Here is a 24,644-nt window from a genome sequence, read left to right on the forward strand (position 1 = left end):
TTATTTGAAAGTAGTAAGAATACGTTTTATTTCTACAAGCATCAGGGCATTTTCCGTAGTTCGAATCGAACACACTTTATACTTTAAATCTATTCAGCAGAAAACATTAGTCCTACTTTGCCAGTTCCAATCTATTTGTGCTGTTTCTTCTATAATAAATATAATTTCTCTGATAGAAAATCCACGCTTTCTGTTTTCATTGATTCTGTGAATTTAGGCATTAACAAGACATTTCTTCCATCTATTCCGGGATTAATTCTACTGCTCCTGTGCTTCTCCTGAAATAGTATACTTCATCTGACAGCCGTTCCTCCTCTTGCACTTCCTTTTCATTGATATCCTGTACGATTCTGCGAAGCTCTGCTGCATCTTCATCATCCATGGTCGGAAGCAATATCACTTCATGGACTGATGATGGCAGAATGATCAGATCACTCTCCTGCGCTTTGGCGAACCGGTCTAGCAAATCGGTACGGAGCATTGCAGCAGCCCCTTTTATTCTGCTCCGATTGGTAAAGATATACATCCACTCATGAAATTCGCTCTCTTCCTTTACGTCTATGAGCTCTTCTATCATATCCTGGACTGCCTGGTACCCTCCTATGATCTCAAACTCCTCCTTCTGCAGATTGGCAAGCGCCGCCTCATACAGTTCTTCTTCGGTGATCTTCCAGTGCTCCATCATCTTATTTGTTACCGTTTGGACTGCATCTCCGGACTTGCATTCCCACATCTTAAGCCGGTAAATGACTGCCAGATCCAGAAATGCTCTATACGGGAGCTTCTCTAGCAGCTCCCGATTCCAGGCTTCCTTGACCAGTTCCACGACGATCCGTCCTTTTGCGCTTTCCCAGGAACCCATCAACTGATCTTCATGGATTCTTTTCACATTTTTCAAAACAGAAAACGCCTCCTCCACGCACCAGCCCATTCCGTATACCTGATACTCCTGATACAATTCTTTCAGCTGGATGGAGGGAAACAGGTTATAGTTTGGGTCTATATATGTCAGGTTCTCACTCTTGGTCTGGTTATTCTTTATGATCTGAACTATTTCGACTTTCATATCACTGTCCGACTTCTCCTGGACCAGATTTTTCAGGGCTTCTTTAAATTCTATATACTCCATTTTTTTCGTATTCTCCATTCATTGATCCTCTCTTAATCTTCAAAAAGTTCCATTATAAGATGTACCGCATCTTTAAATCCAAGACTGTATGCAATCCTGCCATACTGGGAATCGTAATAATTGCATATAGACAATGCCTCGTCTACTGCGTCTAACTGTTCCTGATCCAGTCCCATCCGGTTTATTTTTCTTAGAACTTCTTCTATTTTTCTTTCTGATTTCTGGTAGATCTCATCCTTCTTTAAACAATCTTCCAGCGCATGGTGTGACCTTGTTTTAAAAAGAATATCTAACATTGACTTTGTTCCTGATTTACTGGTGAAAGATTTCTTATGTACTTTATATTTTTTTAGAAGTGGACACTGCACATCCATATTCGTTTTTTTCTTCCTATCCATAGATTCCTCTTTTCGTGATAATAGTTATCTGCAAGCGATTGATTCCGTGATCCAGCTTCGATGCAAGAATCGGGGGATGTCACCTAGTGTAATTCAAAAATACTGTGTTCTTTGTATGAAGCATCAATTCCTATGGTGCTCCATGGTATTCGTTTCTAACACAAATAACGCCTTATTTTTTTATAGAAGGAACTGCCATAAAATCACGTTCATATTCTGACTTTCTGAATCCTTTTACAGCAGTTCCTGACTGGTTTTGTTTTCATCCAAAGATCTCTGTGAGCGTTCATGTAAGTTTTTATTACAATGATATTCCCATTGTGTTCGTTTCGAACCACTTACTTTATGCGGCATCTTTTGTCTTTTTCAGCCCGTTCATCGCCCTTGAATAAATATCCTCTGTCATCTGCTCCACACCTGTCAGGTGGTATCTGGATAATACTGCCTCCATGGAGATTCCGGTTCGTTTCAGTTCTTTTTCAAGCAGCATGAACTGTTTGTCTGAGGTCGTCTTCTCCTGCGTTTTTGGGTGCTCTTCCGGCTTTTGTTTCTTTCCTTCTGTTTTCCTATTCTTATCCTCCTGTGTCCGATTCTGTTCCTCTGATCTCTGGCTATTTTTCTCCGGTTTTTGATTTTTATTTTCTGTTTTCTGTCCTTGTTTTTGCTCTGGCTTCTGTTTCAGTTCAAATACCTTCTGCCCGTTTTGGTTGATGATCACAAGAGCGGATATCTCCCTCTGATGGTTGTAGCCTATGGAATGCACAAAGAACTTATTAGTAGTAGTATAACGGTCGCCTTGCCTCTGGATATTTACTTTTGTTGCCGGGACCCAGATAAACGGCGCTGTATAAAGCTCCCTTCCAAGCCCCCAATTAAAGCAGGCCCGCTTAAAGGAATCGGATGCCTGCCCCTTTTCTTTTTCGGAATAGCTGGTCGTGCCCACATCTTGCTTCGCAATCCACTGTCCTTTTTCTTCGTCCCAGATTTCTACGGTGCAGTACAGGTTACCGTCAATGCACTGGTGGGTCCTTTTCCATCCGAACGGCGTAAATGTCTCGTCCAGAATCCGTTGGTCTACACGGGCATCCTTGAAAAGAAACAGACTCAGCCCTTTTTCATTGATCGTGGATACCCGGCACTCGATCTCGTCCGCTCTCAGCAACCGGATGACTCTTTTATCACTATCTGAAATTATCATGGCATCTGAATCCGACTCCGATATCTGTACCTGTTTTTCTGGTTCCGGTGTCTGTTTCTCTGGTTCCGGTATCTGCACCTGTTCCTTCGGCTGTTCCCCTTTGATCGCTCCGGCTTTCTTTGCCAGTTCTTCTTTTATATTTTGCTTTGCCAACGTCTATTTCTCCTTCAACAAAGTTTTGATCGCCCAATATAAAAGCCGTTCTCTCCAGCTCATTTTTTTACGCCGCTTTTACCATGAGCCGCCTGCTCTGGATCACCTTCTGGTACTGTGCATAAATCTCAGGCTGTTCTTCTTTCAGACGTGATTCATCGACCCGGCTGCTGGAAACGGATTTCCAGGAGACTCTGTACTGTTCATTTTCTGCCTGCTCCGCTTCTCCGAGGTAGAGCTTCAATTCCTGCTCGATCTTCTTTTTCTCCCTCTCCATCTGTTCCATATCCTCTTTCAATTCCTGACGGCGTCTTAGTTTATCATCAAATCCTTTGAGCGGCAGGATCTCTGCCACGGAATTTTTATAATATTCCGCTATTACACTGTCCGCAAGTTTGGAACCATCCGGCTCAGGAAGGATTCTCTTCTGCACATGGTTCTCCCAAAAATCCTGTTCGATTCGAACCAGATCTGCCAGCATGGATTCATCCCGTTCCAGCTTATAGTACTTAAATTCCCGACCGTAAATGAGCACGGCGATATACCATGCATCTGCATTGCAGACTGTCATGTAATGATAGCATTGTATCTGATAGGAGAGCGGGATCTTTCCATCCTTCCAATGCTCTGCCATAAATGGGCTTGCAGTCTTGCATTCTAATCCCGCATTTTCACCGACTATCATCCGATCTACGTCGGCAAGCATGAACGGGTGGGCCTCACTGTAAAACATGCTGTTTGCCCTGCGCACCTTTTTTTCTGTGGCCTCCGTAAATCTTCTTGCAACATAATCTTCAAATTCCCGTCCCTGACGCATGGCTTCATTATCGATTTCCTCAATCGTGTCTGAGGTCTTGTCGCTGTATACCTGCATTGCAGTGCGGTAGGGATTCAGGCCGCATACGGCTCCGGCATCGCTCCCTCCGATCCCTTTCTTGCGGTATTTCAGCCATTCCTTTTTATCCAGGTTCAATGTCGATACTAATTTCTTCATGCGATTTCATCCATCCTTTCCGTCCTGTAATAATCTTTCAGGGATTTCAGTTCTTTATCAATGTTTTTCAGTGCTTCCAGCTCCTGATCAATACAGTCCTGTAGATCCTCCGCATAGGAATCCCCATATTCAAGCCACCTGCCATACAGGAAATGCAGAAGTTCCGGAATTGTGACGGCAATGATAAGGAGTTCCTCTTTCATTGTCCGGCACATTTCTATCAGCAGTTCATACAGATGAATCATGCTGTCAATCTGATAAGCGGCATGATAGATCTCCTCTTTCTCCTTTTGAAGGATGCCATACCGAAAGGCGCTTAACTCTGCGCTGATCTTAAAACGAAAAATCTCTTCCAGTTCTTTATGTTCCAGTTTCATCCCGTCACCTACGCTGCGCATACCATCTGGTATGCCTTGTCAATCATCGGATTCCCTTCCATTGTCCTTGCAAACAGGTTCTCCTTGTAATTCGCAGTCTTTCGAAGCGGTTCTGCATGGGTGGCAAAATCAGATACCGCATTCACGAAGCGGTACGCATTCTTTCCTACATGCTGCAGATCCGGCGCGTCAAAATAGCGCATCTTCATGTCCTCCCTCAGCTTCCGGATGTTCTTGGTCTGCTGCGGGGTGGAATTATCTTCCAGCGGGAGAAGGATTTCAATGTATTCCGTCACCTGCCTGTCCGAGAGTTTCTTCATGCGGAGGTTTTCAAACTCCTGCCCCAATTCCTGCATATAATTTTCTGCCCTGAGCAATGTGTCTCTGGCCTCCTGCATCTTTTCATGGATATCCCCGGTGTGGATCATGGACCAGCAGCGATTCGCCTTCGCCAATGCCAGATTCAGCGTGTTCTGACATACCACACGGATCGGCGTCAGAGCGACCTTGATCGCGCCGGAACCATCGTGGGTGTTAGAAAATACCAGATAGGGGCTGATCTGTTCCCCGGAAATAATGTACTCCTGGGGCATATGTGCCAGTAACCAGACTTTTTTTCCTCCCTGCAGGCTTCCGGCTGTCTCATACCGGACTCCTTCGCCTAATAATTCATCTGTGAAGGCAAAGGCTTCATTATTTTGGATGACCTTGTATCGGTCAGTCACCACGCCCAGGGCTTTCCTGTCCGAATCACGGATATTGACCTTGTAGCCCTCAATCGGTTCACTTGCGGCTGTGAAGATCGGCTCCTGGAGCACCTGCCAGTTTAAGCCGGCCAGGATCAGTGCGTCATTGGATGCGGGAGCCTCCTTTACCTTTGTTCCCAGGCCATGCCACGGTGTTTCCCTTACATAAAACATACTCTCAACGTTTGCTGCCATAATAAAATCCTCTCTTTCTTTTGTTTTGATCTGCATTGCGTAGTTGCAGATGCAGGAGATAAGCGGCTATACCTGATCATCTTCTATGATTTCCTCGAGTACGATAGCCGCAACAGCTATCAGTGCCTTTAAGATCTTTCCCATTAAATCCCTCCTTTTCCAGTACTAGAAAAGGGCAGAACCCGGTTGTTGGGTTCTGCCCTGTGTGTAGTGTGCATATCGCAGGTATCAATATTATAATATACAATTGTAATACTATATTTTTTCAGGGAGTCAGAATGACAATTCACAAGGGATGTTCTAAAAGAACACCCGTATTTCTGTAAAATAGTATCATTACCAACGGTTAAACTCCGTAGACCATATATATCCCATTCCAGTTGTTATTTCCATAATTGTCCCTGAGTCCATCCCTGTAAGCTCTCCTGCACTTGTCACATACATATTTTCTGCATCAGACCATGTGAATGTAATTTCATAACCATAAAGGTTGGCTTGGGCTGTGTTATTGCCCGTTATCAGAGCTTCCTCCGTTACGATTGCCTGTGGCATCTCCAACGCGCCTAATGAATACTGAATAGAACTGTCTCCAACAGATAAAATCTCTATTTTTCCAGTAAAGGATCTAGGGGTGGTACAAATATATACTCCTCTACTTCCAATAAATTGTCCTGGAACATTACTTGTCCCAGCCACTTCATCCTCAATCCTTTTAATCAACTCCGCATTCTTTTTCTCAAAATCATTAAAAACCGCATCTGCATTAAACTGTTCTGCCGTCACGGTTCCTGAGTACCATGGCATACTATTAAAATGCTGCTGCAGTCCCTCGTCCTGAAACAGGTATCCGTGCCTTGCGAATATTTCATTCCGTCCGATAAAAAGCCTGTCAGTTTCTACACCCCTTACCTCTTCTTCGGAAAGATACCGGCTGTTGCTGTCGGGGAAGATATACTGTGCCCGCATCTGTTCTTCCCTGGCCTGCCTGTAATTTCCGATTTCTTCATCCGACAGGAAACTGACATTGATATTGGCAACATTGTTCCCATTTAATCCGCAGACTACATTCCTCTTTGTATCAAGGTTCATAAACTGTATGCTTTCCCCGGAATCAACAATCTCAGGATAAGCGTCACTCATCTTACCTGCCGCTTCTTCCTTTGGCATTCCGATTCTGATTCCATGGAAGGACGGCCCTTCTTCTCCGCTGCTCTGGATCACAATGTTTACGAGATTCCCTTCCTGATACACGGCTTGTACACTGCCATCCAGTCCCGTATAAGCCGGATTCCCTTCTGAATTTTTCAGTCCGAGTTCTACCGCGTAGTCCTCTGGCTGTCCTAACAGCGTTTCCATATCAATACCGGAAAATCTGCTGCTTTTTCCTCTTTCTTTGGTTCCGTTCTATTTTCATCCTTTGTTCCTTTTTTGGACAGAATGCCTATGCCCCAGCACGATGGTTAAGAGCAGGATCGCCACCCAGAACCATCCGTTTTTATATATGGCTTTTTTCTTATGCTGGGCTGACTTTTGTACTCCGGTCGGTGATCCGCAATTTGGGCATATCTTCCAACTGCTTTCTAAGGAGGCTCCACATTTTTTACAATTCATTTATTGATTCTCCCTTCATACGATTGCCTGATAACCTCTTATAATTCTGCTAATCTGTTTTCAAATCAAGAGCAGGCAGGTTGTTAAACAGCGCTGACAGCTTTTCAATGTCCTTTTCCCAATCTTGCATATTTGCTTTGAAATCCGCAATATTCTGCGGTGTTAAATCATCGCAAAGATGTTTTTCGATAATATCCAGCAGATTCCTCATGCTTTCTATTTCTGCAATATTATATTTCAGACGTAATTTTTTAGTATTTTCATAATAGTTTTTTTCTTTACAATCCTCATATGCCTCTTGTATCCACCCAAGTACAACAGTTGAAGAACTCCCAAACAGTGACCGTGAGTTTGAATAATAAGTGTTATCATACTCTGATTTAATCACCTTTCTTTCGCTAATAATATCAGGTTCATTTACTCCCCTAAAAGATATATGAATCCAAAAGCAAAATTCCCAGTGTTTCAATTCCTTTTGAAGCATTTTAATATCTTCCTCATTAATCTTGTCCAGACGAGCTAATTTGGGCCAATATACTGTACAAAAATGGTATACAGCAATTTTTAGAAAAAACTTTGCTAAGGCTTTCAGCATTTCAACAGATGTATCGTCCAGATAACTCATAAAATGCGAACTCTTTCTTTGATTATCAATTTCTGCTATCCATTCCTCTGGAGCTTCTATCATGCCTAGCCTTTTCTCTTTCTTAGTTAAAACCCTTCTATTTCTTCTAATGTCTATTTCTTTTATAGACATAATTTTAGCGAGTACTTCTTCCGAATTTTCAAACATTTTCATCATCTTTTTTGTTTCTTCCACTTCTTCATAATGCCACTCTCCACTTACCACCATGCAAATATTTTCTAAAATTATTACTTCCTCTGGTTCCAGACTATTCATTTCAACGTATTTATAATAGGCCATCCTCATTTTTCTCCTTCGTTTTATCGCCAACTATATTTCTTTCTTCATAGAAGCTAACTTTTACAATGCCATCATTTGTCTAAGACTGCCTGTTTCAAATCAAGATCAGGCAGATTATTAAGCATCTCTGACAGCCTTTCAATATCCTTTTCCCAATCCTTCACATTTTCTTTTAAATTCGCAATATCCTGTAGTGTTAGTTTGTTAGAAAGATGCCTATTCATAATATCCAGCAGGTTCCTCATGTTATCTATTTCTTTCGTATTTTGTTCACCTTGCTCTTCTATCAATTCAATCACAAATTGGTCAAGTCGTCCAAAACCTGCCTTTTGTTCTTCATCAATAAGATTAATAATAGCTCTTATAACATCCTCTCCGATGATGATATTTTCTAAAATCACTTTATTGGCTTCTTTTTTGAGAATAATATACTCGTGATAAATTGTACTATATAATCCCATCCATTTTAGCATATATCTTAAGCCACTTTTTCTTTCTTCTTCCAACCTATTTCTATAATAGCTTTCCCACTTTTCACCATCAAGTGCTGCACCAAGAGAAGCGTACTTTTTAATTTTAGATGAACTCATTAAAAAATCGTCTACGTTAGTTGGATTAATTCCAACTTTTAGCATTGCTTCTGTACATAATAAAGATACCCTGCTTCCCTTTGTATTAGACTCATGCTCATATCTATACGGAAAATCAAAATTCATGAAAGTTTCCTTGTCAATGATACCATCTAAATCCCATTCCGGTTCTTTTTGTTTTTCTACTACCTGTCCAGTAACAATCGATTCCGTCGATGATTTTTGCTGATTATTCTCAGTATCAGTTCTAAAAGATACTCCTTTACTTTTTGCATATTCTAAATATGCATCCATCATCTTTACCATTTTTCACCTGTCCTTTCTTCCTCAATTCGCTTATTAATAGGTATCCAATATTTCCCATCTGCATCAGCCGCCATTTGTATAATCAAACTATATTACCACGGGAGCAATGACCTAACGCCAGATGCAAAACTTTTTACTCCTTCAACCGCCTTTGAAGCAACCTCCTTCACCTTTCCGGCAATCTTCTTTGCCCCATTGTAAACTTTCTCCCCAATCTTACTCCCTGCCGTATATCCTGCCATACCACCGATAAGCCCTCCAGCTATCGGGCCTGCAATGGGAATCCATCCAAGGGCTGCTATGCCTACCGCGGCTCCTACACCTGCACAGCATAATCCCGCAGTCATAGATGTACTCGTCCGTCCCATCTGTTCTAATGCTTCGCTCATAGTGATTTCACCCTTTGCTGCTTTCCATAGAACCTTCACATTCTCCACTCCTACACAGGCAATCTTCACAATCGTACCGGGCGGCGTACCAGGTGGAATAATGGGCAGGATGCCTTGCTGCGCCGCTACGGTCAATGCACCCCCTGCCGCCGCTTTCACGCCTGTATCTGCTCCGGTCATCAATGCGGTTTCTACTACCTCACCGCCGTCTATCTCTTCCCCGCTCATGGCACGCCCTGCCAGTTCAATCCCTGTTGACAGCAAGACCGCCTGTATCCCGGCTGCCCCGGCCTGCTTCCCAAGGTTGACCGCCAGCTCTTTCGTATTATAGATATTCCAGTCTGTCCTCGGAATTTTTCCGCTCTCCTGAACTTCCAACTGCAGTTTTTTGATCTCTCCCTTTGTCAGTGAATCTGACCGGATATCCACTTTATCCGTACCGCCAATATAATCTGTGACTGTTTTATTTGGGAATGCCGCCTGTACCTCTTCCACTTGGTCGCTGGGAACTACCAGTCTCTGGTTATCATAATCCCCTCTTCTTAACAACTGCTCCGTTGCCTTTGCATCCTTCCCGAATTTCAACTGATACTGGTGTACAATTCCCGGCTCGTTTCTTTTTCTAATCACCACGTCAAAAGAATTTTTTCCGAACGCTTCCCCTTGTTTTGGTATCTCCGCATAAAAATCCGATTTTTTCAGCGCCGCCTTTGCATTGAAACTATTTACATGGTACTGCTCCGCAATAAAGCCGTCCAGATTGATGCACTCCTTCACCCCGTTGTCCTGACGCAGGACAGTCCGCATCATTTGGCGGTTTGCTTCATCCATAACGGTATGGATCTGGTTCAGATAATCTCCATACGCATTGACAGCCACCCCTTTTGCAGCATCTTCCACCCTTTCAGCAAACCACCTTTCTTTTGTTTTCCCCTTTTCAACGTTTGCTGTAAGGTCTTGCAGGCTGGCATCATATTCACGGATGGAGTCAATAATCTCTTCTTTCATCCTACGGATTTCTTCCCCGGATTTTTCCGGGAGTTCTTCTCGAAGCTGTTTTTCTAACCAGAGAAATTCTTCCTGCTCTTCCCCGCTTTCCTGATATGACTTTATAAAACGCTTCCAGATTTCCCTGACTTTCCCAGCTTCTTCAACGGTCAACCCCTCTACAGTGATTTCCCCTTCTTCCAATTCCCTGCCAAGTTCCTTCTCTTCATACTTTCTATTTTCATCCATTCTGGTTTCCTCCTGTTCACTTACTTGCTTCTGGAAGCACATTTGAACTTCCTTTCCTTATATTCCTTTTCTAATTTTTCAATATCCTCCCTCATGACCTCATTCAATGAATGCGTCTCGCTGACAGCCGTTAAGATGTCCTCCGTATCGACGCAAGGCTTTCCTTTCACATAAGCGTTCTCAATCCCGTCCTTTACAACGCCCTCAATATCTGCCCCGCTGTATCCGTCCGTCTTTTCTACCAGTTTCCCTATATCGAGATTCTGCAAATCTCCCGGCCTGCGTTTTCTGATGTGGATTTCAAATATTTTTCTCCGCTCTTTCTTTTGCGGCAGCTTCACATAAAATATTTCATCGAACCTGCCTTTCCGTACCAATTCCGGCGGGAGCTTCATGATATCGTTTGCTGTCGCCACAACAAATACCGCACTTTTCTTTTCCTGCATCCACGTCAGGAACTGCCCGAAAAGCCTTGTTGTCACTTCCGCTCCGCCTCCGTTTCCCCCGATTCCCGCAAATGCTTTTTCCAATTCATCTACCCACAGGACACATGGCGCAATCGCCTCTGCAAGCAAGATTGCCTGCCGCAGGTTCGCCTCGGACTCCCCCACATATTTCCCCATGAGCCGCCCCATGTCCAGTTTCAGCAGGGGAACCTCAAACAGCTTTGCCGATGCTTTTGCATTCAGGGATTTTCCACACCCCGGAATCCCAGCGATCAATACTCCTTTGGGCAGTTCTACTCCATACTTCTTTGCCTTTGCCATATCCTTTAATATCACGGCCTTCTTTTCCAGCCATTCTTTCAGGTTATCAAGCCCGCCGATATCTTCGAGCCCCTCACTGACCGGGATCATTTCCAAAATCCCCGCTTTACGGATCATCTGCTGCTTCTGCTCCACGACAAGCTGGATCGTATCCCTGTCCACCTTCCCCCTGGAAGAAACATCCAGTGCAAGGATTGTTTCGATTTCTAACTCGGAAAGTCCTTTAAAGGCGACCACGATTTCATCCAGAAGCCTCTCATACAAGCTCCCCAAGTCATTCTCTGACATAAAGCTGGAAATTACCCTCCGTATCTCTCCCTCGTCCAGAAAATCCTCTCTTAAAAGCACCATATATTTTTCCAGTTCTTTCGGAACCCTGACAATAGGTGAAATAAAAATAAATGTGGTTTCCAATACCCCAGCCTCTATTCTTAAACAGGCATTTTTCAGCAGCGCAACCAATTTAGGGTCTTCCAGATATGTATGGATATCTTTTATGATCAATATTTTCCTGTCAAATTCCTCTTCTCTCACCCCATACCGAATCCACTCATACAAGTTTTTCTCAGCGTCAAGGCTGCTATGGATGCTGGTATATTTCCCATTTTCAACTTTCTTACGGTCTACACAGCCATCCATCTCATTCCATTCCCACACCCTGCGGCTCCCTGTCACCTGCAGGATTAATTCATCAATTTTATTGTCATCAAAGCTGTCAATATAAATAATGGGAACCTGCGCGTCAATATATTCCCTTAACCTCACCTCAAACCGGTCTTCCCTCATGGCGTTTTTCCTCCCTGTCCCTCTATTCCATTGATTTTTCTATCTTTGACAAATATAATTTAAAGGCATCCAGCATGTTATAGTAAACCGCTGTCTCTGCACTTCCCATTGCCGCCTTTTTCATCTCTTCCGTTGCAAATTCCACGTTCCGCAATTTTATTTTCTTCTTTTGAAACTCTTCCCTGCTGCAAAGCTCCAGATCAACCATTGGATTGTTGATTCCGATAAGTTCTATATTGCACATCCATTCCAATATGGAAAATGTTTTCCCGAATAAATATACACGACTGCCCCCTGACTGTACGATCCTCTCCAGTTCCTCCTGCGTATCTGCAATATGTTCCATTTTCTCTAATTTTTCTTCACTGACATAGGGCTTTAGCTGTTCCCTCAACTCTGTCCGCTTCATGATGCTTTGGAGGTTGATTTTTTCCATACCGTTCCATTCGGCTCCAAGCGCTTCTGCCAGAAGTTCGCCAAAATCATCCTCTTCTCCGGTCAGTTCTCGGACCGTTTCCAAAATATCGTCATAATAATTATTTTCCAGCCACCGCTCCAATTTTCCGTTTGAATAATATTCTGCGGCAGACTCAATGTCAAAATTTTCCCGGAGGGCTTCAATGTCCCTGGCCTCTTCTCCGTTTTTCATCACCAATGGAAATTTTATCTTCTTCATCAATCTTTTCTCCTTTGTTCTTCTAAGTTTTTCAAAAGTTCTTTCCCTTCCTGGTAACTGTATCTCGCCAAAATCTCCTTACCATATTTCTGTAAAGTCATCTGGAATGAATCAATCTCATCCAATTCAAATGCTACAAGTTCCTGTTCTTCTTCCGGTCGGTAACCCAAAAGGTAGAATCCTGAAAAATGATATTCTACTGCGACAGGAAAGAATTTGACCTGACTCTGCTTCTCACATCCTTCTTTGAGTTTTAGCCGGATGATATTCTGGTCAGTGATACATTTCAGCAAATCCCCGAGCAGCTTCATAAAAGCCTTCATCCCAGTTTTTTCTTCATACTGGCCCATCTCGTTCAGAACAAATTTCCTCGCCTCCTCCCTTTCCCCCTTTTCAGCTACAGACTGTAAACTCCTCATGAGTCCCTCATACTCCCCCTTTTCCAATACCTGATCACTTTTCAATATTTTAGCGATTATCTGCAGTTCCAGCAGAGACAGTGTCCCTCCTTCCCCGCTGCTGGGAATCTGGTAACTCCCCCGGTCAAAATGGTACTGTACATCCTCCCCGCTGTATTCCTCACTTAGGAACAGCCTGATTTTCTCAATATCCCTGTCAAATGTACGTCCGCTTATTCCATGCTCGGTGCAAAATGGGACTTTATGGATCTCCCGCCCCTTACGTAACGATTCATACATTTTTAATATCCGGATTGCCCGATCTTTATTTTCCATGCCACCACCCTTCCGTTTCAGCTATACCATACTACATTGGTTCGACATCTTCTGACGTTGCTGAAAAATTTGTTTAAAATTTTTCTATGTATAGTATCTGCAGCCGTATTAAGATCGCCCTGAATAGAAACGCTGGAAAATATAAAAAATAAAACCCAAAAATAAAAAAGTCGATTTTCCAATCATTATATCTGTAAATATATCTGTTGGCAACATATTTCTATTTATTATAGCAATTGGATAGTGTTTCTGTGTGGATAAAAGATATATTTTGTAACAAGTAAGAAAATTATTCTGAATAGCAGGAGAAAGAGGGCTATATGAATTTAGATGAAATCGGAACAAGAATCAAATCTGCACGGCATGAAGCCAGATTGACTCAGGAACAGTTGGCAGAGCTCATTGACGTCTCACCACACTATATCTATGAGATAGAACGAGGCTCTAAAGCCATGTCCATACAGACATTAGAAAAACTGTCTATCGCATTGCATCAGTCCATAGATTTCCTTTTCTGGGGAAATTCCATGCCTTACTCAAAAGACAGCCATTCTCGTGAAGATCGGTTATTCATGCTTACCAATAACTTACCGAAAGAGATCAGGGATGCGCTGGCTGATATTTTAACCGTCCTGATTCCCTACCTAAAGGCTAAAAAAGAGAAGTAGAATGGACAATCTACTTCTCTGTAAAAACAGCACTTGATCTTTTATTTAAGGAATGTCAGCAGACTTCGAATCCATCAGCAGAGTATGGAATGGTTATTTTAATCGCGGATTTTACTGGCTTCCTTTAACTTGCTCCTTTTATAATATGGACATCTGCGCTTAAACATTAGCATATAATGAACTCTCTGCTTTTTTATATTCCGCCTCTGTATATCCCATAGATAATAACTGCGCTCTTGTAATATTCGCTTTGATCATTCTCTTGATGGCATTTAAGCGCTCACGCCTTATACTTCTTTCTTCAATATTCTCTGACAAATTACACATAATCTGGATTCTCCCTTCTAACTCAGCAGTCATTATCATTCCATACTCATCTGCTAATATACGTTTCTTTTCTACAGCATCTTTCTCAGAAAGCAATTCTTCGACCATAGATATCAACACGTTTTGAGATTTCTTTTTGCCATCGCTGGGATTATCGTTCTCTCCATTCTGTATATTAACAATAATGCCTTTCATCAAATCCGTATGGTATTGATTTTCTTATTCCCGAAAACCGTTTTTCTTTCTAATCCAATTTCCTCAATGGAATCTTCTGTTTCATCATTATCCATACAAATTCCCAAGTTCTGCAGAAGGTATATCCAAAAAGTGCATGGCTGCCTGATCCAATTTAAGCTGTTCTACACTGTTTGAAGTCCTGCAAGCTGTTCTACTTCTGAAACACTAAGTTCTGTATCCTCTGCAATTTCTTCAACCGTTAGTTTTCCTCTTTTCAGCAATTTAAGCGCTGTTTTCTTTTTTGTTTCATTTTCTGCTTCATTCTTTAATCTTCTTGCACTTGTTTCAATCAATGCTCCGCCCATCATATCACCTACACCCTTCTGCACATTCTCATATTTTTGTGCTAGCTCTTTAACCACATCACCGGAAAGTTCTATAATTGTACGCTTGTCAAATGCCCCAATCACTCCCTGCTGTTCCAGTTCATCAAGCCTTTCTAAAATGATCCGATACTCTGCTTTTAATTCCGCAAGTTTCTGCTCATTACTATTATACTCCGGAAAACTTTTCTCATGTGAAAAAATGTAAAACGGAATCAGCATCAGCAGACCTTTTTCAAAAATATCATCCAGAGTATACGCCTGCACTTTCATAACCGGCACATCATATTGGACTGTCCCGCCCGGCGTGGCTATAACATACTTCATTTTATTCGGCGTCTTTTTATAAGTCCGAAGATACAAAACAGCCGTATTAGGAAATGTTACAGTCAGTGTTTCCTCTGTAACCTCGCCCTCGTCAAGCGCTATCTGTGCGTCATATTCAAAAAGCCTTATCATGATTTTCCCATCCGGCAGGCTGCTTTCACACTCAATATGATATTTCTTAGGTATCTTTCCAAAAACCGTGAAATTTGTGTCCGTAATCCGTTCTTTATCTGCTTCATCCTGCTGATCTAAAAAATGTTCGTTGGGGAAAAAACGGATTTCTTCTTCTCCTGTATACATTTCCCCGAAAAGCTCATTGATCACAGGGATGATCAGCTTCCGGCAGTCATTTAAGATTGTCCGGAACGCTCCGTCATATATAGTTGCCATATCTTATTCCTTTCCTTTTTGTGTCTTAATCGTATCATTTTTCTGCCTCAAATTCAAGAATTTCACAGCATTCACACTGTTTTTTCCTAAAGTCGTATAATAATATTCCAATAGGCATACATTGGCTTCAAGCCTGTACTGATGCTAAAGTGCATATTATACATCTTTCGGGGTTAGATATAATAAGTATAATTTTTACCGTCCCTTTCAATAACCATCATTGCTTTACAGCCATATCATCCGTCACAAAGCATTCTGCCATCAATAATACAGCATACCGGAACCCTTTCACAAAGCCTGCTTCTTCTGCAATCGAAACGGCCTCAAACAGCTTATTCCGGTATTGCTCATATTCCAGCGGTTCCATCTGGCTTTCCTCTTTTTTTAGTAATTCTTTGAGTTTCTTTTCCATTTCCCTGCTGGTTTCATCTGTAAACTTTGTACGCTGTATCATGGTATTGTAGATTTCTGTAATTTTTTCATTCATAGCTTTCTTCGGAACTTATAAATGTTCCTCTGTCTCCCTCCTCAATACTTCATCTAAAGTGATACTTCTATCTGACATCCAACTCCAGTCCTCTTCCGAAATATAGATAGTCCCCTGCGTTTCTACATCCTCCAATTTCTCTCTGCATAAAAGGCTCCCATAAAAATTCACCAGTATGCCCTCTGCAATCTGTACTGGATTGCCAAATCCATCATCATCATGACGGACTTCATATTGATATAGTCCCTCCGGTACAGAATCCTCTTGTATTCTGTCACAGGTAATAAATGCTTCTTTTTCAAATATCCTTACCCTCTCATAGCGTAATTCCTCTGCATGGTATCTCATTTATTTTCTACTCATAATCATTCCATCCATATAGAACTTCTCTTACATTAACCTGAAATTTATTTGCTCAACCTATCACATTTTTTCTATATATCCAAAAAGTGTTCGGTTTGAACACCTTCATACATAACCATTCAGCCTGACGGTTTGCTATAAGGAAACTCTTGTCTGCTTACTGAAATCTATCGATATCCACACTATTAGCCTATGATATTTCTCCAATTTCAATAAGCAGACAATCTCGTACTCTTTATATTTGAACAAGCCAGATTAAGCACTGTTATTCCGCCGCTTCATTCTTTTAAATATGGGATTCTATTTTCAATCCCAAGCATTTTAACCCATTTATCCTTATATAAATCCACTCCCGTCTCATTCCCGAATCTCACGATCCCATCATAATCCCGATATGTAAAACACTGCAGCGGAATATTATACATTTGCCCAAGTAATTCTGCTATCTTCCATCCTATCCCCTTCCAAGTATCCCTGCATAAACGTAATGTATTTATATTTACTGGATTGACAATCATATGGATATGATGATGGGACATATTGTCCAGATGTAAGAATAATATATTCTGGTATTCTCCAAATAAATAAAGATTTAGAAAACGCATAATTTCCATCATCGTACTTGGATCTACATCTTTCTCCCATCTTTGCGTATCAAAACTTAAGATATAATGTAATGCTCTTGTATTAAGCGACTTTACCCTTCTCCATTGCAGATACATCATTTGATTATAGATGCATTCCATAATCCCTTCTCCAATAGAATATAGATTTTCCATTATCGTATAGCTACTATGGTTATATGCATAAAATAATAAATTCCTCAGATCCTTTTCTGTCCGGTATACAGCCGTCTTTCCATTCTCTTCTGCTGCTATCTTGAATATCGCCATAACTCTTTTACCCCTTCCATGATATCTATAGTAAATGGACGTATCATACATTCCTTATCACATTGACACCTATAACAGTTCTCTGATAAACCTTCTGCTGCAGCAGATATTTTATTCAAAGCATCTGCTGCTTCTGAACACTGAAAATCGTCTTTATCATTTCTTATTAAATACGTAATATAATTTCTTGTGTCTAAATTTCTCTTTTCCTTTCTTTCCTCAAGCAAAGCATAAACCTCATCTGATAGTCTTACATGTATATCCTTCGTCTTTCTTTCCCTGGTCTTTTTCGTTTTATTAACTTGATTCTTCATAATTCTTTTCCTTCCTTTCATCTTTACTATATGATCCAGACATATTAATTTTTTATCTACTTTCCCAATCCAGAAGATAGATTTCTGACTGAATCTAAATTCAATCAACTAATAAGTTTTATAGCATATGACCTTCCTACTGTTCTCTAATAAACATTCAACTCCTCACTATATATTTTCACTTATTCCTCCATGATGCAAAAAAACGAATTACTCATTTCTATGCTTTTTTCTTAGATTAAATAAGGACTTTCATTTCTCATTTAGATTATTAGATTTCTCCTATTTAGACTATAGATTCGTTTTTTTGCATCATTCAGCCAGTATAGCAAAAGTGTACACTTGTGCTATACTGAATGCATTCTCATCGTTAACAGCTTATCCAAGCATCGATTAACTTAATGTTGATTATATTTGATTTTTTATGCGTTGCTAGTCCCTCCCAGTCCCTTTTCGTACTTTAAATTTATTGATATCACTATCAACATTAAGGAAATATATAATCCGAAGGAGGATTCAGTGATGAATGAAGAATCATACCAAGACTTAATAACTGTAGAAGAGCTTCGCGAAACACTTGCAGTCGGAAGGAATACTGCCTACAGACTGTTAAACAATGGAGAGATTCCTGCTTTTCGTATTGGACGAACGTGGAAAATTCCCAGGCAGTCCGTGACCACCTTTATCCAAAAAAGATGTCAGGCCAACTAAAAAAGGACTGTGGTTATCCAGTCCTTTTTCTTATCTGCTTAAAGCAGAATCAAAGTATGTTTCCTTTTTATCTTTCCGATTTCGAAAAGGTCAGAAACGAACACTTCCATATATACTCATGAGCATTAAACCCTGCCAAAATATCGCTGTACTGCATAATAAAATCTGACAGATTGACAAATCATACCGCCAGTCTGTTTAATAATTATACAGCCTGTTTCTTAAACATATTTAGATATTCCTGCGCCTGCTGTAAAGAGATATCCAGTTTTCTCTGCAGCCTTGCCAGAATATCACCTTCTGAAAAGTCAAATTCATATCCTGTTTCAACAATTTCTTTTGCTCTGCCCCTTGCTTCACCCTTTATTTCATTCTCTTTTGCAATCTCATCAAATAAAGAACACATACTCATCTCTCCTTTTTCAAAAGCATTATAATCAATCTTACTGTTCGTTGCGCCTGCAACAGTCATAACCACCGTTTTATCTACCTGATGTTCTTCCCCATATTGTATCGCTTTTTTCTTCGCTTCATTCTTAGGCATCTTTTTATCCAGGATGATCTCCAGCAGGTTAAATAAATCCACGTTGTTCATATTATGCAGCACCAAGTCATTCCGTCTTGCTTCTACCAACAGTATCTTATAATCATTTACATATTTGACGATCTTTTCCGGAATATCCAGCATCCCATGAAGGGTCGTTGCTCCATCCCAGACCTTATCACCATAGTAGATTACTACAGTAATAACAGGTATGAACCTGTCTGTTTTTTTCATACCCGACAGGTATTCATCTTCATCCATTCCGTCTGATGTCTTATATTTTTTTGAATTGCTGTCATACTGTTTTTTGTATGTACCATAATCATATCCCATGACACGCATCGGTATGGCATAGTGGATATGCTGCTGGGATTCATTTCCAAGCAGTACATATTCTACTCCATGGACCATGGATCTCTTTCTGATCTTGATATTGTCTCTGGATGCCTGAATGCTCTCGGCATATCCTTTATGCTCCAGTATAGATGATTCCTCTGTATCTGCGTCTTCCAGTTCCTCCGGCTTAATGACCTGCTCCCCATCAAATAAAACTGCGTTGAATAGATCTGCAAACTGCTCGTTATTGCGCCAGTAATTTTTCAATACTGTATCTGGTTTTAATCTCTGTATTTTATCAGACATTTTGTGATCCTTTCTTGTTTAGTATACTATATCAGTTACGGTTTTTTCAAGGTTTTTAAAAGTATTGATTCATCTGACTTTACTCAGCATACCGCCCCCTTCAAAAAATAATAATAACAGACCCCTTTCTTGTCCTTCTCCCTTTTTAGCAGACAGGACAATCCGTCCTGTCTGCCGCAACATAATATTTTTCAAATTTTTCTGTTTGTGCGTTTGAAATGATACATTGAAAATACAAACGAAACCTTTTTTAATGTTTCTGAAATGTGGATTCTGATTTTTTGCCAATAATCTGACAGAGAAAGGCAATCTGGTGATCCAATACTGAATGTAGATTTGAAATATCTTATGAACAATTATAATGCCCTTTGGCTGGAAATGTCAATTCCAAACGCACATATACGTGTCTGCTTTTACATTTTTTATATGGAGCGCATATCTCCTTCGATTTATTTTTTCTGAATGTTTTGCTGATTGCTGTCGTTATACTGCCCTCCTTTTTGCAGATCCATTTTACAGGAAATTTTTTCCTGCGCTAATCAGCTTGCTTCACATTTATAATATATCATTGAATTTTTGAAGTTTTACGCCACCTGCACAATCCGTCAGTCCATCGTGATCCTTTCGAAAAATGAGTGCGAGATTTCCGCTATTTCAGAGCACAGATCCGTAAAATCCATGCCTTCAGGCAGGTGGCTGTAAATATGGATATCCTTTGCAATTTCGATGATATCCTCCGTTGTGATATTCGGTTTCCTGCATTTGTTCAGCATCTTCCCCAGGCATTCCTCATCGCCCATCGTATACAAGTTTTTATCCGCACATAAATTTTTCAGGTCGTCTACAAAAATCAGACGTCTTTCAATAAATTTTATTCTCTCCATGGTTTCATCCATCCTTATTTCCCTTCGTTCTTTTTCTGACAGCGGCTCATGATATCATGCAGCAGGTACAGATCCTCTTCACTCACCTGGTCTGCCCGGTGCATGATTGCTTTCGTAAGGAATACGGTCCAGTCGATATCCTTCCAGTTTTTCTGCGGTGCGGTGTTCGATTCGGACACCTTTTTTATCGCATCAGCAACCCTTTTTGTTGCGCGGGCAATCACTGTACTCTGCTTCTCCCATTCACGCAGGATTTTCTTATGCTGGAATACTTTCTCCGTATGTGACATTTTTTCCACCGACTTTTCTTCTTCCTGCGGCTTCTGCACCGTGTTCGATTCGAACCCTTCCTTCTGCTTCTCCTTCTGAATTGTCTGTTCTTGGATTGCCTGTTCTGGAATTGACTGCTCTGAAATTGACTGCTCTGAAATTGACTGCTCTGAAATTGACTGCTCCGGTGTGTTCTCTTTTGAGCCGCCTTTATTCCCGCCGTCTTTTTTTGCTGTACGCTTCCCTGCAATCTCTTTCACGGAAATATTTTTACCCTCCGCTGTTTTCTCTGCGACTGCTTTCTGTTCCTCCGGTGACAGCTTTGCCGCCTCATATGCAGCGGATATTCCCATATTCCCGTTTTTAAACTGGTCTTGTATCTCCTGCACTGCGTTGTGGGTAATGCTCTCCATCTTTGCGATATTCGAGCTGCTCTCATTCATCAGGCCCGCGACCACATCCCTCAATTTTCCCGGTATTTCCAGGCCGTCCTCTTTCTTGGCCCTTATTAATGCCTCTTTCAGCCTTTTTGCCTGCTGGGTTTTCTCCCACGCCGTCAGTTCCCGGTTGTATGCGTTTCCCATCAACAGGGAAAGCTCCAGCATGGGCTGGGTCATGTCCTTATACAGATAGCGTACCTGCTGGTATTCCTGATGCCCCCTTTCTATATTCAGGATATTTGCACGGTTTCTCCGGTGGCCGCTTACGATCCAGAACTGGCCGTCCACCTTCCCAAGGACTGTCGGCTGCTGCTGTCCCACCGCAAGGAAGCTGTCCGCAAGCTCCTCGATATTTTCCTGGGCATAAAAGTTACTGTCAGATGGCTTCACCTCGTATGGGTTCAGCCAGATCTCTTTATAATCATTTGCCCCGTCTGCACCGGAAGTTTTGCTCTTGATATCCATAATGTCGTTGATTCCAAATTTTGCCATGTCTCTTACCTTCCTTTCCCTGTATAGTTTGTCACGAACCGCTTATAATCCTGTGCGGCGGCACAGCATGGACTGTACTCATAGATCGGCTTTCTCAGGAAGGAATTTTCCGCAACCTTCCGTGAATATCTGATAATTCCCAGAACCGGATATTTCCGATACAGGCGGCTGTCCGCATTATCCCATTCCCTTTCCAGCCATTCCAAGCCCGCTTTCTCTCCGTCTGTATTCTGGTATGCAGTGACTAAAACGCCACGCAGTTGGAGAGAAGGGTTCAGCGCCTTTGCATCTTCAATCTGCTCTGCAACGATATCCAGCCCTTCCAGAGCGTCCTCGTCAATTTTTACCGGCACAATGACCTCATCCGTAACCGCAAGGGCATTGATTACGTTCAGGCTGATATCCGGCGGGTTATCAATGATGCAATAATCATATCCTGCAGCAAAACCATGATCCGCAGCATTCCCTTCTTTCGGCTCTATGGCTTCCATGAGCTTCTTATATTTCCCTGCAAGATTTTCTGTCTCCTCTCTGATCAGGTTCCAGACCGCACCGAAGAGCGACATATTTGCCGCCACGATATCTATGCCGTTATAATCCGTGGGCTGTATCAGTTGCTTTGGATTCTGCCAGTTTCCGCAGAGAAGGTTTGTGATCGGAGCTATATTCTCAGGGTCATATCTCTGGTATGCCTTGCTTAAATTCCCCTGCTTATCGTTATCCAGAAGTAAGACCTTATAACCCCTGCGCCATAACTCATACGCAATATTCACTGTTGAAAAACTTTTTGCAACTCCGCCTTTTAAATTCAATAAACTGATTGTCTTCATTTTCTTTCCTTCTTTCTACTTTGTATTTGATAAATTTTTACTCCATGTTTTTAATTTTCCATACTAAATTTTAGCCGATGTTCGAAAATAGCACCTTTTTAAAGCATAAAAAAACCGGAGCATCTCTGCCCCGATTCTACTGGTATTCAATATCAATATGACCAATCCATGCTGCGTCCTCCTTTATGGCCAAAAATAGAGCATATAGATTTTCAATTTCTATATGCCTTAACGCTGTTACTATATTTGATTTTGATTGCTATGGTTGATTATGCTAACTGCATAACTTTCATTTCAATTTCTCTTAGTTCTTCAATTGATAATAGTGGGACACATTCCGCAATTTCATCAAGGGTCATTTTCCCTTTTTTTATCAATCTTTCTGCGGTTTCTCTTGCGTTGTTTAATGCCGCTTCATTCCTCATATCTTCCATAATTTTACACATGGTAGCAACTCCTCGTCTTGCTTAAAATATCGTACTTTTTTAGCAAGTATTCGAAATTCATATCATCGGGATTAGTGCATGAAAAATCGTGCATTAGCTTTCCGATTTCATTGTTGCCCCTATATTTCCCATTAACATATAGAATATGCGAACCGTCTCCAAACAATACCTTATTTTCCCCGATAGTGACATATCTCTCTACTGGATATATCGGTTGGTTTCCTTTCATTACATCATTTTCTGTTATGAAAATCACATAGCTGTCGGGAATATCCTCCGTATCATCACCAGACTTTAATATATGTGCATCCAATAAACTACTGTTATGCCTTGCCCTCTTTGCACCTGCTCCTGCGTCTTTCCTCTGAATTTCTACATCAAATTCCTTATCAGTGCTGTCAATCGCATGAACATCTAAAATAGCCGAGTATCAGTTCCACACCCTCAAAATTATCTGCAAGGCAGACAGCCATAAAATCATCGTCCATATATCGGAGTGATTTCAGACGCTCTAAGTCCTGTTGATGTGTCTGCTCCGTTGTATTCAAAAATATCACCTTCTTCCACTGCTTTTATTATACATCGGACAATCCCTTTTGAAAATTGATTTTTTCGTGATTTTTTTCTATAACTCTACATCATTCAGCATTTCACTGACCGCTGCGCTTGTAGGTGCCATGATGATTCCTCCAAACATTTTTTGAAATGTTTACCTCAATCGCTAATAACAGTATATCTGCTTTTTTTAATAAAATCAATGTAATATCCCTATGAAAAAACGTCTTTCAATGAAAAACCTTTTGCAGCTCCGCCTTTTAAATTTAACAAACTGATTGTCTTCATTTTCTTTCCTTCTTTCTACTTTGTATTTTACGGATATTTCGATTCCGATTTTCCTCTTTTGCAACAAAAATATACCTGCCATGCCACCCCTTTATCTCAGAAAAAGAGTATTCTTTATACGGCATCATATGATCGAGAGACTCCAAATCCTCACTGGATGCAAGTGCAGTAAAAACTGTTGAAAGCTCCGCCATAAAATAGTTTCCATCTGAACTGTTTGGCTTTTCAAGAGCTCTTATTTTTTCAACAATCCGCTTTGCTTCTGTCTCAATCCTGCCGATCCGCAGAGATACAATATGCTCCTGAAAATCCCCCTGTTTGAAACGGTCACGATCCTGTTTTTCTTCCCGCAGGATATGTCTGTGTGCATCCGATTCATTTGTCTGGTATTCAGAATACAGGTACTTTCCGAACAGCAGGTCCTCCTCACTGGAAACAGTTTTTGTTACAGGCTGTTTCCTGCTCCCATGATCATAAACTACTCTCACATAGTCCGTGGGAAGCGCTTTATCCTCCACATGCCTGCTATGCTGCCCAAAATCCAGTTCATACAGGTTTCCCAGGATTTTATCATCCTCATCGTGCGTAATCTCTGCCGCATAAGCAAGCACTCCGTTATGGTTTCGGTTTCCAAAGAACTGCCATACGCCATATGCGGGGGAACCTTTAAGAAACACCTCACATTCCCTGAGGCAATGCGTTCCGCAGGGGCGGGAAAGCCACAGGAACGTCCTATCCCTGCCTTCCGGTTCAGACGCCGCCCTCGCCAGGATCTGTCTGTCAATCTCAAAATCGCTCTGATAGAATCCTGTATTTTGCTGCAGGACAGCTTTCAGAGATTGGATCAGATCTACATCCATAAATTTTTTCATCAACTCCACCTTCTTTCTACTTTCTGTAATGCTTTTTGTTTTGTGTTCGAAAATAACACCTTTTCAAGGCATAAAAAAACCAGGACATCTCTGCCCCGGTTCTACTGGTATACCATAAATGATTGCTTCCA

General features: G+C 41.4%; 27 protein-coding genes and 1 pseudogene. 2 read left to right on the forward strand and 26 right to left on the reverse strand.

All coding sequences use genetic code 11. The features are described from left to right. Positions 1-241 precede the first annotated feature (241 nt). The 14 genes from EBB54_RS13145 to EBB54_RS13210 all read right to left on the reverse strand — a co-directional run bounded on the left by EBB54_RS13145 (position 242) and on the right by EBB54_RS13210 (position 13,174). Positions 242-1,147 (reverse strand): DUF5688 family protein, encoded by a 906-nt coding sequence (locus EBB54_RS13145; protein WP_125127738.1) that lies wholly within the window; start codon positions 1,145-1,147, stop codon positions 242-244. Between the two features lie 14 nt (positions 1,148-1,161). Next, the gene (locus EBB54_RS13150; protein ID WP_125127739.1) at positions 1,162-1,527 is read right to left on the reverse strand and encodes a hypothetical protein; all 366 of its coding nucleotides are present in this window, start codon (positions 1,525-1,527) and stop codon (positions 1,162-1,164) included. A gap of 343 nt (positions 1,528-1,870) precedes the next feature. Next, positions 1,871-2,878, reverse strand: a complete 1,008-nt coding sequence (locus EBB54_RS13155; RefSeq protein WP_125127740.1) for a hypothetical protein — start codon at positions 2,876-2,878, stop codon at positions 1,871-1,873. 67 nt (positions 2,879-2,945) lie between these two features. Beyond that, the gene (locus EBB54_RS13160; RefSeq protein WP_125127741.1) at positions 2,946-3,872 is read right to left on the reverse strand and encodes a YqaJ viral recombinase family nuclease; all 927 of its coding nucleotides are present in this window, start codon (positions 3,870-3,872) and stop codon (positions 2,946-2,948) included. Further along, positions 3,869-4,270, reverse strand: a complete 402-nt coding sequence (locus EBB54_RS13165; protein WP_243127659.1) for a DUF3848 domain-containing protein — start codon at positions 4,268-4,270, stop codon at positions 3,869-3,871. The genes EBB54_RS13160 and EBB54_RS13165 overlap by 4 nt, the downstream gene beginning before the upstream one ends. Further along, a complete protein-coding gene (locus tag EBB54_RS13170) occupies positions 4,258-5,190 on the reverse strand; it encodes a DUF932 domain-containing protein (protein WP_125127743.1) in 933 nt (310 codons plus the stop codon). The genes EBB54_RS13165 and EBB54_RS13170 overlap by 13 nt, the downstream gene beginning before the upstream one ends. A 336-nt stretch (positions 5,191-5,526) precedes the next feature. Then, complete coding sequence (locus tag EBB54_RS13175) at positions 5,527-6,546, reverse strand: YARHG domain-containing protein (protein WP_125127744.1); 1,020 nt, start codon at positions 6,544-6,546, stop codon at positions 5,527-5,529. A 54-nt stretch (positions 6,547-6,600) separates the two neighbouring features. Then, positions 6,601-6,801 (reverse strand): zinc-ribbon domain-containing protein, encoded by a 201-nt coding sequence (locus EBB54_RS32490; RefSeq protein ID WP_125127745.1) that lies wholly within the window; start codon positions 6,799-6,801, stop codon positions 6,601-6,603. Between the two features lie 49 nt (positions 6,802-6,850). Then, positions 6,851-7,726 (reverse strand): hypothetical protein, encoded by an 876-nt coding sequence (locus tag EBB54_RS13185; protein ID WP_125127746.1) that lies wholly within the window; start codon positions 7,724-7,726, stop codon positions 6,851-6,853. A 71-nt stretch (positions 7,727-7,797) separates the two neighbouring features. Then, on the reverse strand, positions 7,798-8,622 hold the full coding sequence (locus tag EBB54_RS13190) for a hypothetical protein (protein WP_125127747.1): 825 nt from the start codon (positions 8,620-8,622) through the stop codon (positions 7,798-7,800). A 92-nt stretch (positions 8,623-8,714) separates the two neighbouring features. After that, complete coding sequence (locus EBB54_RS13195; protein ID WP_243127660.1) at positions 8,715-10,247, reverse strand: hypothetical protein; 1,533 nt, start codon at positions 10,245-10,247, stop codon at positions 8,715-8,717. 20 nt (positions 10,248-10,267) lie between these two features. Next, positions 10,268-11,800, reverse strand: a complete 1,533-nt coding sequence (locus EBB54_RS13200) for an AAA family ATPase (protein WP_125127749.1) — start codon at positions 11,798-11,800, stop codon at positions 10,268-10,270. A 22-nt stretch (positions 11,801-11,822) separates the two neighbouring features. After that, complete coding sequence (locus EBB54_RS13205; RefSeq protein ID WP_125127750.1) at positions 11,823-12,476, reverse strand: hypothetical protein; 654 nt, start codon at positions 12,474-12,476, stop codon at positions 11,823-11,825. After that, a complete protein-coding gene (locus EBB54_RS13210) occupies positions 12,476-13,174 on the reverse strand; it encodes a hypothetical protein (protein ID WP_243127661.1) in 699 nt (232 codons plus the stop codon). Before EBB54_RS13210 ends, EBB54_RS13205 begins: the two co-directional genes overlap by 1 nt. Positions 13,175-13,530: 356 nt before the next feature. Here EBB54_RS13210 and EBB54_RS13215 point away from each other — a divergent pair, with 356 nt between their 5' ends. Continuing rightward, complete coding sequence (locus EBB54_RS13215; RefSeq protein WP_125127752.1) at positions 13,531-13,878, forward strand: helix-turn-helix domain-containing protein; 348 nt, start codon at positions 13,531-13,533, stop codon at positions 13,876-13,878. Between the two features lie 159 nt (positions 13,879-14,037). On the opposite strand, the gene EBB54_RS13220 is transcribed toward EBB54_RS13215, so the two are convergent. From EBB54_RS13220 to EBB54_RS13245, 6 genes are all read right to left on the reverse strand, one after another. Further along, complete coding sequence (locus tag EBB54_RS13220) at positions 14,038-14,313, reverse strand: hypothetical protein (RefSeq protein ID WP_243127662.1); 276 nt, start codon at positions 14,311-14,313, stop codon at positions 14,038-14,040. A gap of 251 nt (positions 14,314-14,564) precedes the next feature. Then, positions 14,565-15,482 carry a hypothetical protein gene (locus tag EBB54_RS13225; RefSeq protein WP_125127754.1) on the reverse strand — a complete coding sequence of 306 codons (918 nt, stop codon included), beginning with the start codon at positions 15,480-15,482 and terminating at the stop codon, positions 14,565-14,567. A gap of 217 nt (positions 15,483-15,699) precedes the next feature. Beyond that, a complete protein-coding gene (locus EBB54_RS13230; protein ID WP_125127755.1) occupies positions 15,700-15,969 on the reverse strand; it encodes a hypothetical protein in 270 nt (89 codons plus the stop codon). 15 nt (positions 15,970-15,984) lie between these two features. Next, entirely contained in the window at positions 15,985-16,317 is a 333-nt protein-coding gene (locus EBB54_RS13235; protein ID WP_125127231.1) for an LPD28 domain-containing protein, read from the reverse strand. Positions 16,318-16,610: 293 nt separating this feature from the next. Continuing rightward, on the reverse strand, positions 16,611-17,225 hold the full coding sequence (locus EBB54_RS13240) for a relaxase/mobilization nuclease domain-containing protein (protein ID WP_125127232.1): 615 nt from the start codon (positions 17,223-17,225) through the stop codon (positions 16,611-16,613). Beyond that, complete coding sequence (locus tag EBB54_RS13245; RefSeq protein WP_125127756.1) at positions 17,207-17,539, reverse strand: hypothetical protein; 333 nt, start codon at positions 17,537-17,539, stop codon at positions 17,207-17,209. Before EBB54_RS13245 ends, EBB54_RS13240 begins: the two co-directional genes overlap by 19 nt. A gap of 522 nt (positions 17,540-18,061) precedes the next feature. Between EBB54_RS13245 and EBB54_RS13250 the strand changes: the two genes are divergently transcribed. Continuing rightward, a complete protein-coding gene (locus tag EBB54_RS13250) occupies positions 18,062-18,250 on the forward strand; it encodes a helix-turn-helix domain-containing protein (protein WP_125127234.1) in 189 nt (62 codons plus the stop codon). 205 nt (positions 18,251-18,455) lie between these two features. Here EBB54_RS13250 and EBB54_RS30685 read toward each other — a convergent pair whose 3' ends face one another. From EBB54_RS30685 to EBB54_RS13285, 6 genes and pseudogenes are all read right to left on the reverse strand, one after another. After that, complete coding sequence (locus tag EBB54_RS30685) at positions 18,456-19,436, reverse strand: transposase (RefSeq protein ID WP_193554359.1); 981 nt, start codon at positions 19,434-19,436, stop codon at positions 18,456-18,458. A 605-nt stretch (positions 19,437-20,041) separates the two neighbouring features. Continuing rightward, positions 20,042-20,320, reverse strand: a complete 279-nt coding sequence (locus tag EBB54_RS13260; RefSeq protein ID WP_170178094.1) for a hypothetical protein — start codon at positions 20,318-20,320, stop codon at positions 20,042-20,044. Positions 20,321-20,334: 14 nt separating this feature from the next. Further along, complete coding sequence (locus EBB54_RS13265) at positions 20,335-21,522, reverse strand: ParB/RepB/Spo0J family partition protein (RefSeq protein WP_125127758.1); 1,188 nt, start codon at positions 21,520-21,522, stop codon at positions 20,335-20,337. A gap of 5 nt (positions 21,523-21,527) precedes the next feature. Further along, positions 21,528-22,352: a ParA family protein gene (locus EBB54_RS13270; protein ID WP_125127759.1), complete on the reverse strand. Its 825-nt coding sequence runs from the start codon at positions 22,350-22,352 to the stop codon at positions 21,528-21,530. Between the two features lie 269 nt (positions 22,353-22,621). Then, positions 22,622-23,346, reverse strand: a pseudogene (locus tag EBB54_RS32225) (hypothetical protein). A gap of 291 nt (positions 23,347-23,637) precedes the next feature. Further along, a complete protein-coding gene (locus EBB54_RS13285; protein ID WP_125127760.1) occupies positions 23,638-24,513 on the reverse strand; it encodes a hypothetical protein in 876 nt (291 codons plus the stop codon). Positions 24,514-24,644 lie beyond the last annotated feature (131 nt).

Origin of the sequence: Schaedlerella arabinosiphila, from assembly GCF_003885045.1 — a bacterium.
In the GTDB taxonomy this organism is placed as follows: Bacteria; Bacillota; Clostridia; order Lachnospirales; family Lachnospiraceae; genus Schaedlerella; species Schaedlerella arabinosiphila.

Bases quoted from the DNA above. Each gene is read 5' to 3' on its own strand.
- EBB54_RS13145 (WP_125127738.1), bottom strand. From the start codon at position 1,147: ATGGAGAATACGAAAAAAATGGAGTATATAGAATTTAAAGAAGCCCTG.
- EBB54_RS13150 (WP_125127739.1), bottom strand. From the start codon at position 1,527: ATGGATAGGAAGAAAAAAACGAATATGGATGTGCAGTGTCCACTTCTA.
- EBB54_RS13160 (WP_125127741.1), bottom strand. From the start codon at position 3,872: ATGAAGAAATTAGTATCGACATTGAACCTGGATAAAAAGGAATGGCTG.
- EBB54_RS13165 (WP_243127659.1), bottom strand. From the start codon at position 4,270: ATGCGCAGCGTAGGTGACGGGATGAAACTGGAACATAAAGAACTGGAA.
- EBB54_RS13170 (WP_125127743.1), bottom strand. From the start codon at position 5,190: ATGGCAGCAAACGTTGAGAGTATGTTTTATGTAAGGGAAACACCGTGG.
- EBB54_RS13175 (WP_125127744.1), bottom strand. From the start codon at position 6,546: ATGGAAACGCTGTTAGGACAGCCAGAGGACTACGCGGTAGAACTCGGA.
- EBB54_RS32490 (WP_125127745.1), bottom strand. From the start codon at position 6,801: ATGAATTGTAAAAAATGTGGAGCCTCCTTAGAAAGCAGTTGGAAGATA.
- EBB54_RS13185 (WP_125127746.1), bottom strand. From the start codon at position 7,726: ATGGCCTATTATAAATACGTTGAAATGAATAGTCTGGAACCAGAGGAA.
- EBB54_RS13190 (WP_125127747.1), bottom strand. From the start codon at position 8,622: ATGGTAAAGATGATGGATGCATATTTAGAATATGCAAAAAGTAAAGGA.
- EBB54_RS13195 (WP_243127660.1), bottom strand. From the start codon at position 10,247: ATGGATGAAAATAGAAAGTATGAAGAGAAGGAACTTGGCAGGGAATTG.
- EBB54_RS13200 (WP_125127749.1), bottom strand. From the start codon at position 11,800: ATGAGGGAAGACCGGTTTGAGGTGAGGTTAAGGGAATATATTGACGCG.
- EBB54_RS13205 (WP_125127750.1), bottom strand. From the start codon at position 12,476: ATGAAGAAGATAAAATTTCCATTGGTGATGAAAAACGGAGAAGAGGCC.
- EBB54_RS13210 (WP_243127661.1), bottom strand. From the start codon at position 13,174: ATGTATGAATCGTTACGTAAGGGGCGGGAGATCCATAAAGTCCCATTT.
- EBB54_RS13215 (WP_125127752.1), top strand. From the start codon at position 13,531: ATGAATTTAGATGAAATCGGAACAAGAATCAAATCTGCACGGCATGAA.
- EBB54_RS13220 (WP_243127662.1), bottom strand. From the start codon at position 14,313: ATGGTCGAAGAATTGCTTTCTGAGAAAGATGCTGTAGAAAAGAAACGT.
- EBB54_RS13225 (WP_125127754.1), bottom strand. From the start codon at position 15,482: ATGGCAACTATATATGACGGAGCGTTCCGGACAATCTTAAATGACTGC.
- EBB54_RS13230 (WP_125127755.1), bottom strand. From the start codon at position 15,969: ATGAATGAAAAAATTACAGAAATCTACAATACCATGATACAGCGTACA.
- EBB54_RS13235 (WP_125127231.1), bottom strand. From the start codon at position 16,317: ATGAGATACCATGCAGAGGAATTACGCTATGAGAGGGTAAGGATATTT.
- EBB54_RS13240 (WP_125127232.1), bottom strand. From the start codon at position 17,225: ATGGCGATATTCAAGATAGCAGCAGAAGAGAATGGAAAGACGGCTGTA.
- EBB54_RS13245 (WP_125127756.1), bottom strand. From the start codon at position 17,539: ATGAAGAATCAAGTTAATAAAACGAAAAAGACCAGGGAAAGAAAGACG.
- EBB54_RS13250 (WP_125127234.1), top strand. From the start codon at position 18,062: ATGAATGAAGAATCATACCAAGACTTAATAACTGTAGAAGAGCTTCGC.
- EBB54_RS30685 (WP_193554359.1), bottom strand. From the start codon at position 19,436: ATGTCTGATAAAATACAGAGATTAAAACCAGATACAGTATTGAAAAAT.
- EBB54_RS13260 (WP_170178094.1), bottom strand. From the start codon at position 20,320: ATGGAGAGAATAAAATTTATTGAAAGACGTCTGATTTTTGTAGACGAC.
- EBB54_RS13265 (WP_125127758.1), bottom strand. From the start codon at position 21,522: ATGGCAAAATTTGGAATCAACGACATTATGGATATCAAGAGCAAAACT.
- EBB54_RS13270 (WP_125127759.1), bottom strand. From the start codon at position 22,352: ATGAAGACAATCAGTTTATTGAATTTAAAAGGCGGAGTTGCAAAAAGT.
- EBB54_RS13285 (WP_125127760.1), bottom strand. From the start codon at position 24,513: ATGAAAAAATTTATGGATGTAGATCTGATCCAATCTCTGAAAGCTGTC.